At 27.0% G+C, this 7,967-nt stretch carries 7 protein-coding genes; 6 read left to right on the top strand and 1 reads right to left on the bottom strand.

The window, feature by feature from the left end; translation table 11 throughout:
- Window positions 1-130: 130 nt before the first annotated feature.
- The 3 genes from VN21_RS16690 to VN21_RS16680 all read left to right on the top strand — a co-directional run bounded on the left by VN21_RS16690 (window position 131) and on the right by VN21_RS16680 (window position 1,529).
- Complete coding sequence (locus VN21_RS16690; RefSeq protein ID WP_084822247.1) at window positions 131-481, top strand: DUF3990 domain-containing protein; 351 nt, start codon at window positions 131-133, stop codon at window positions 479-481.
- Window positions 471-704, top strand: a complete 234-nt coding sequence (locus VN21_RS16685) for a hypothetical protein (protein WP_046824256.1) — start codon at window positions 471-473, stop codon at window positions 702-704. Before VN21_RS16690 ends, VN21_RS16685 begins: the two co-directional genes overlap by 11 nt.
- A 225-nt stretch (window positions 705-929) precedes the next feature.
- Window positions 930-1,529 (top strand): hypothetical protein, encoded by a 600-nt coding sequence (locus VN21_RS16680; RefSeq protein ID WP_046824255.1) that lies wholly within the window; start codon window positions 930-932, stop codon window positions 1,527-1,529.
- A 194-nt stretch (window positions 1,530-1,723) separates the two neighbouring features.
- Here VN21_RS16680 and VN21_RS18315 read toward each other — a convergent pair whose 3' ends face one another.
- Complete coding sequence (locus VN21_RS18315; RefSeq protein ID WP_084822245.1) at window positions 1,724-2,152, bottom strand: DUF4829 domain-containing protein; 429 nt, start codon at window positions 2,150-2,152, stop codon at window positions 1,724-1,726.
- 235 nt (window positions 2,153-2,387) lie between these two features.
- Here VN21_RS18315 and VN21_RS16670 point away from each other — a divergent pair, with 235 nt between their 5' ends.
- From VN21_RS16670 to VN21_RS16660, 3 genes are read left to right on the top strand one after another with little or no spacing between them, the layout of a single operon-like run.
- The gene (locus VN21_RS16670) at window positions 2,388-3,731 is read left to right on the top strand and encodes a PTS sugar transporter subunit IIC (RefSeq protein ID WP_046824254.1); all 1,344 of its coding nucleotides are present in this window, start codon (window positions 2,388-2,390) and stop codon (window positions 3,729-3,731) included.
- A 27-nt stretch (window positions 3,732-3,758) separates the two neighbouring features.
- Window positions 3,759-6,428, top strand: coding sequence for a glycoside hydrolase family 38 N-terminal domain-containing protein (locus VN21_RS16665; RefSeq protein WP_046824253.1), 2,670 nt, complete (start codon window positions 3,759-3,761; stop codon window positions 6,426-6,428).
- Between the two features lie 12 nt (window positions 6,429-6,440).
- On the top strand, window positions 6,441-7,958 hold the full coding sequence (locus VN21_RS16660; protein WP_046824252.1) for a DUF4127 family protein: 1,518 nt from the start codon (window positions 6,441-6,443) through the stop codon (window positions 7,956-7,958).
- Window positions 7,959-7,967 lie beyond the last annotated feature (9 nt).

Genomic DNA, 7,967 nt, shown 5'->3' with positions numbered 1-7,967 from the left:
AAAATTATTATAAAGAGAAGTGATTATATGTTAAATAATTTATTTAAAAAAAATAAAGATAATAAAAATAGGAAACAAAAAATACGCTTAGGTGGATTTCCAAGGCATAATATGGTTCAGATAAAACTATATAATAAAGTTATATAAATATCATGAGCATAGAGCAAATGAAATATTAAATATACTTATATTAGATGAATATAATACTAAGTGGTTGGACTATATTATTAAAAATAGAAATAGTATAAATGGTATCGAGGACAATTATGATTTAGTTATAGGACTTATGGCTGATGGTCATGTAAAAAATTTAATTAGAGATTATATAAGTGACTATATAACGGAAGAAGAACTTTTAGAAGAATTACAGTTTCATTATAAGACTGATCAATATACCTTTAAAACAACTAAATCATTAGAGCTACTAACTTTTGAGGAAGATCACTATAATGTAGATGGGAGTGATAATTATGGTAAATGATGTGTTACCAACTATAGTTATATATTTAAATCGTAAGTTTGATATAGAATTAGATGAAGCTATAAAAGCTGTAAAAAAATCTAAAGTGCTAAAAGCATGTAATGATGATTCATACGATATGAGCTTACAAGAATGGTTAGGTAAATTTTTAAATGAATTAGGTATGGATATTGATACAGATAAAGAAGTTGCTAAAAAAAAGATAAAAGAATTTATTAAATAAATTTTGAAAGTAAAGTTTGGGCTTAGTATCCAAACTTTTATTTGTATAAATGGTAATATGTAGATATATGAATAGATAGACAAGGAGAAATAAAATGGGAGTAAGTTGGAAAAATGTAAATCATTATAAAAAGGATAGTAAATAGGATTCTACTTATATTAACTATAGCTGGGACTAGGGATGAAAGTTTTAGTTACGGAAAATCGAAGATTGGGGGTTCTAAAAATGGGAACTAAGCATAATAAAAAAACTTTCACTTTAATAAAAGTTATAATTATAGTAGCTATATTAATATTAACATGCACTATAATAATGAGGGGCCGAAATAGCGAAATAATTGGTAATACAGATGAGGAAGTATTGAATAATATAACATCAAGTGATTTGATGGATTCAATAGGCAAAGAAAATATATCTATTGTAGATACTATAGGGATAGAGGATTCTAAGATAGTAGGATTCAAATCTGATACAGGTCACGGATATTCAGTATATGAAAAGAACAAGCAAGGTGATTTTGTAATGACAGATAGTGCAGCACAAGGTATTTCAGATACAGGACTAAGAGCAAGTGATTTTGTTGTTTCTTATGACACAAGCAATGGACTTGAACATAGTGAGAAAGCTTATATTTCAATATCAGAGGATAAACGTATTTCAAAAGTAGCTATGAGCATTAATGAACGTACATTTATTACACCTTTTGATAGTAGTAAGCCTGCTATGGTTGTTGTATCAGATGTTGTTCCAATCACACACAATAAAGATGGAGTTACTTATAAATGTATTTACTTCGATCAAAATGGTAAAGAGATTATAGAATAATTTACATATAAAAAACAGATATAGTTAGAATACGTGTATTTCAACACTTCTGTCGGAAAATCCGACAGGGGGGATTAAACTATAAAAATAGCGAAGGATAAACATATAAATTTTATCGACCTTTAAAGCATTTTTACAGCTTTGGAAGAAAAACTTATATTTTATCCTAAGCGCTAAAACATAGTACCTTACGTTTAATATCCGCAATCATCAATTTTCCAGTTTTTAGATTTATCATCTCTAATTAAAACCCAATTGTAATCAGTATAAGTAGAATTTGGCTCTAAAACAGGATTTTTTCCTGAGCCATCTACATCAAAATCAGAAAATAGAACAATGACATTTTCAGCCTTAACTTTGTTTTCTAATCCTTTTCCAAACTGCAAATAATCCTTAACAGCATTATTAGATTTTTTTTCATCGTAGTATATTTTAGTCAGAGTGCAAGCCTCAAAATCAAAATTACTTTTTAAACAATCTACAGCCTTGTTTATTTCTTCATCACTAAAATTAATAGACTCTCCTATATCAATTTTAAGATTAGTATATTTATCATTTTGATTACATCCAACTGATATGAATGCCACTAAAATCATAATTAAATACGTAGCTACCCTTTTCATAATACTTTTCCCCTTTTTTATATATAATAAATGAACAACATAAAATAATTGAGAACCTTATTGTATTATAAATGCTATAAATTTATTTGCCAATAAAAAAACACTTATAGACATAACTTATAATTTATCCTGAGCAACACACTAGTAAAAATATTACTCAATCTGTAATAGGAAAACATTTTTACAGCCTATATAATAAAGATAACAAAAATAAAATAAAAGGCAGGGGATTATGATGAACAAGCTTTTAGACTTTCTAGAAAAATTTATGACACCTATTTCGATGAAGATTTCATCAAACAAATTACTACAGTCTATAAAAGATGCATTTATACTAAGTATACCATTTACGGTTGTAGGATCTTTTGTTGGACTTATAAAAATGCAATTAGAATACTTTACAAAAGGAACAGAAAATCAAATATTATTAGCAATAATAAATATACTAGGAACTGTTGGAGATATATCAATGGCTCTAATAGGAATAATAATAGTCATGGCATCAGCTTATTATCTATCAGAAAGACTTAAAAATGATAAAGTTCATATAAACTCTATCGCAGTAGCTTTACTTGCACTAGTAGCATATGCAGCAACTATACCTACGACAGTAGCTGATCCAGAAACAGGAAATTTAATATCAGGATATGCTAGAAACTTTTTTAACTACGAAGGTATGTTTACAGGATTAATAGTTGGGTTAACAACAGCTTATTTATATTCAAAGTTAATAAAAAGTAAGATAACTATAAAACTTCCAGATAGTGTTCCTCCAGGAATATTAAACTCATTTAAATCTATAATTCCTATGGCTATAATAATAACTTTATTTGCTGTAGTAAAAGAACTTGTAATACTAGCTGGATATGGATCATTACAAGAGTTAATATCTACAATTATAGTTGCACCTTTAACAAATGTAGGGACAGGCCTACCAGCAATAATTATAGTAATTATATTTATGCAACTACTATGGTTCTTTGGACTTCATGGATTTTCAATTATGTGGGGTTTAATATCAGCTATATGGTTACCTATATTTATGAGACATATAGAGATATTTGCTAAAACTCAAGATTTTTCAGCTATAACAGAAGTTGCTCCAAATGTAATGAGTAATATATACGCAATGATAGGTGGATCAGGATCTACATTAGCTTTAATAATAGCAATATTATTAATATCAAAGAAACAATCAGCAGAAAGAGCCATAGCTAAAATATCTTTAGTTCCAGGTCTATTTAATATAAATGAGCCATTAATATTTGGATTACCAATAGTTTTAAATCCTATAATGTTTATACCATTTATATTTGTTCCAGTTATAAATGCTGTTATAGCATATTTTGCAACAGCATCAGGGCTTGTAACACCTATGGTTGTATTAAATGCAGGAGTTGAGCCAGTATTACTTAATGCATGGGTACTCGGAGCATTTAAAATAGGACCAGTATTATTAATGTTAGCTTTATTGATATTAGATGTAATTTTATATGCACCATTTGTAAAGTTATTACAAAATCAAAATAAGATTGAAGAAGATGATGATTTTGATTTAAGTGACGGATTTGAATTATAAAAAAGTACTAATTGGAGGTAAAATATTATGAAAAACGTACACTATATACCACATACTCACTGGGATAGAGAATGGTATAGATCATCAGAGGCATTTAGAATAAGACTTGTATATAGCTTTGATATGCTATTAGACATATTAGACAAAAATCCAGAGTATAAATATTTTACCTTCGATGGGCAAACAGCAGCAATAGAAGATTATCTTTCAATTAGACCGGAAAATAAAGAAAAGATAAGTAAACATATTTTAGATAAAAGATTATATATAGGTCCTTGGTTTATACAACCGGACCTATTCCTTGTAAGTGGGGAATCTATACTTAGAAATTTGGTTATAGGATCTAATATAGCTAGCGATTTAGGAAATTGTATGGAGATAGGATGGGTTCCAGATGCGTTTGGACAAATTCAAAGTACACCTCAAATTTTTAAGGAACTAGGAATGAAAGCTGTTTTTGCATGGAGAGGGTTTAATTATAGAAAAACTAAAGACTCTGTTTTTCTTTGGGAAGCTCCAAATGGAGATAAGTTATTAACTGTACATTTTCCACTTGGATATGGTCATTATAGATATTTACCAACAAATAAAAAGGATGCGATAAAAGATATACAAAACGTAATAGATAGTGTTGAAAATAGATTTATTGATAATCAACTGTTATTTATGGGAGGTAGTGATCATGCAAGACCTCAAGGAGATATAACAAATATATTAAATGAAGTTTGCGAAGAGTTTGAGAAAAGTGGATATAATTTAAAGATTTCTAATCCTGAAGAATTTGTAGAAGATGTGTTAAAAGAACAATTAAAATCAAACAGAGAAGTAGAAGTATATAAAGGAGAAGCTAGATCGGCAGATTTAGGAAGAATTCATGCAGGGATTTCATCTACTAGAATGGATATAAAAAATCCTATGAAAGATTACGAAACAAAACTTCCTTTAATAGCTGAACCTATGTCAGTTATAAATAGTTTGTTTGGAGGAAGTTATAGTCAATCTATAAGTAATTTCTTCTGGAAGATATTATTTAAAAATCAATTCCATGATTCTATTTATTCATCTTCTCCAGAATCTATAAATAATTCTGTAGAGAATAGATTGCTAAGTTTAAGACATGGAATAAATGAGATGATATGGCTAAACTTTAGATTTTTAAGAGATAAAATTAACTTTAGTAGTTTAAATGAAAATGAACAACCTATAGTATTGTTTAATACACTTCCATACAAAAGAGATGATTTAGTATTCATTAATTTATATGTGAAAGATGACAATTTTACTATAAAGGATTTTGATGATAATGAAATTTACTTTGTAAAGGTTGATAACTTAGAAAATATAAATAATGAAATTGAATATTATAATGGATTATTAAATTTAAATGATATAGCTGAAGTTTCAGAAGGCACTATGAAACAAGTGCAAATAAAAATAAAGGCAGATATATTGCCACCTATGGGCTACAAAGCTATAAAGGTATGTTATGGAGAATCACCTAAGTTAAGTGGAAATATTGACTTATTATTAGATAAAGAAAATAGAATGTTTGAAAATAGATATTTAAAATTAAACATAAAAGATGATGGAACTTTAACTGTTTTAAATAAAGAAAGTAATTTAACTTATGAAAACATACTTTACTTTGAAGAAAAAGGTGATGATGGAGATGAATACAATTATTCACCTCCAGTTAAGGATTTAGTTATAACAACTAAAAATACTAATGCAGATATAAAGTTGATAGAGTCAAATCCTTTATTTATAAAATATGAAATAATTCATAAGATAGATGCACCTTTTGAGTGTATAAATCATGAAAGATGTGAAAAAATAGAAACTTCTTATATAGCTACAGAAGTAGTTTTAAAGAGTGATAGTAAAAGAATAGATTTTAAGACAACAATTATAAACAATAACAAAGATCATATAATAAGAGTTGTATTTGATGATGTGTATGAAAGCAAACAAAGTTTAAGTGAGGATCATTTTGGAAGTGTTATTAGAGATAATGAAATTAAAGATATTAAAAAGCTAGAAGATGGGGCAACTGAACTTGAACTTCCTATATATCCAATGCAAGGATATGTAAAATTAAATCATGATAAAGAAGTTCTTGCAGTTTTATCAAAAGGTCCTAGTGAATATGAGATTTATAATGATAAATCTATAGCAATAACTCTTATAAGATGTGTTGGGAAATTTGGTAAAGCAGATTTAAAAATTAGACCGGGTAGAGCATCAGGGTATAGACTAGATGCTTCAAGTTCTCAACTTCTAAAAGAAGTTACTTCTACTTATTCAATATACTTTGATAATAATATTAGTTTAGGAGATATATCAAAAGAAGCTAATAAGTTAAAAGTAGATGTTATATCAAGACATTTAAAAGACTTTACTAGAGATATTAATGATAACTTAAAAGATGAATTTTCATTAATTGAACTAGATAATAGATTAGAAATAATGGCTTTAAAAAAATGTGAAAAAAGTGATTATTTTATTTTAAGAATAAAAAATAGTAATGATTTTGACATTAAAAATATAAATTTAAAAATCAATGCTTTAATAAATGAAGTATATGTATCTTCTTTAAGAGAAGAAAAAATTGATAAGTTAGATATAAATGAAGGTAAAGTTACTATAAATAAAATTAAGAAAAATTCATTCCTAACGTTGATGTTAAAACAAGTATAAAGGAGATTAGTCATGAATGTAATTTATATTCCTTTAGATGAAAGACCGTGTAATAGATTATATCCAGAATATATAGCTTCTTGTAATGATGAAATAAATATATTAAGTCCAGATTTAAGTATCTTAGGATATAAAAAAACTCCATGTAATTTAGAAGCAGTATGGAAATTTCTAGAAGATAATGCTCAATTTGTAGATGTAGCTATATTATCAATAGATATGTTGCTTTATGGAGGGTTATTGCCATCGAGATTGCATAAAAGTACAGCTGAAGAGCTAGAAGTATATATAGATAGAATAAAGAATATAAAAAGTAAAAATAAAAATCTTAAAATATATGCTTTTAACTTAATTATGAGGACTCCTAAGTATAGTTCTAGTGATGAAGAACCAGACTATTATGAGCATTATGGAGCTGAAATATTTAAAAGGTCATATTTAATTGATAAAAAAGATAGAGTTGGAATATCTAGTGATGAAGAACAAATTTTATTAAACTTAGAAAGAGGTATACCTAAAGAATATATTGTAGATTATGAGATAAGAAGAAATACTAATATTCAAATGAATAAAAAAGTTTTAGAGTTATTAAAAGATAATATCTTAGATTATTTAGTTATACCTCAAGATGATTCTTGTGAGTTTGGATATACTGCAATGGACCAAAGAAAAATAAATCAGTATATAGACTTAAATAATTTATTTGGAGATGTGCTTATATATCCTGGAGCAGATGAAGTAGGAGCTACATTACTATCTAGAGCTTTTAGTGATTATAAAAATAAAAGAGTAAAGATATACCCTGTATACTCATCTACACTAGGGAAATCTATAATACCTTTATATGAAGATAGACCTATGTTTGAATCTTTAAAATCACATATTATGTCAGCTGGAGGACAAATTGTATATAACTATGATTGTGCTGATATTATACTTGCTATAAACTCTCCGGGAAAGGTAATGCAAGAGTCATGGGATCAATTTAAATGTAGAGATGTATCCTATGATTCATATAGAAATATATTATCTTTCACACATAGTATAAAAAATTTTGTTGAAAGTGGTAAGGATGTAATAATAGCTGACTGTGCATATGCAAATGGTGGAGATTATCAATTAATAAAGTTATTAGACAAGTATGAAGTATTAGATAAAATAAAAGCATATTATGGATGGAATACTCATTGCAATAGTTTAGGAACTACTTTAAGTCAAGGGATAATAACTCACTTTGGATTTAATAAAGACAATGTAGATAAAAGTTTGATATATCATTTATTAGAAGATGTGTTTTATCAAAGTAAAGTAAGAATGTATGTTAATAAAGAAATACTTCCTAAATACGAATGTAATTACTTTGATATATCAAGATCTATTGAGATTGTAGAAGAAAAGATCTGTAGTTTAATAAAAAACGAGTTTGAACAAGTTATTAAAAACTCATTTAAAGATAAAACTATTTCAAATTTAAGTGTGTATAATCCATGGAAGAGAATGTTTGAAATTGGATTAGACTTAGACATATAAACTTATATA

The sequence above is a fragment of the Paraclostridium benzoelyticum genome (assembly GCF_001006285.1).
GTDB lineage: Bacteria > Bacillota > Clostridia > Peptostreptococcales > Peptostreptococcaceae > Paraclostridium > Paraclostridium benzoelyticum.
This window is presented reverse-complemented; position numbering and strand designations above follow the sequence as displayed.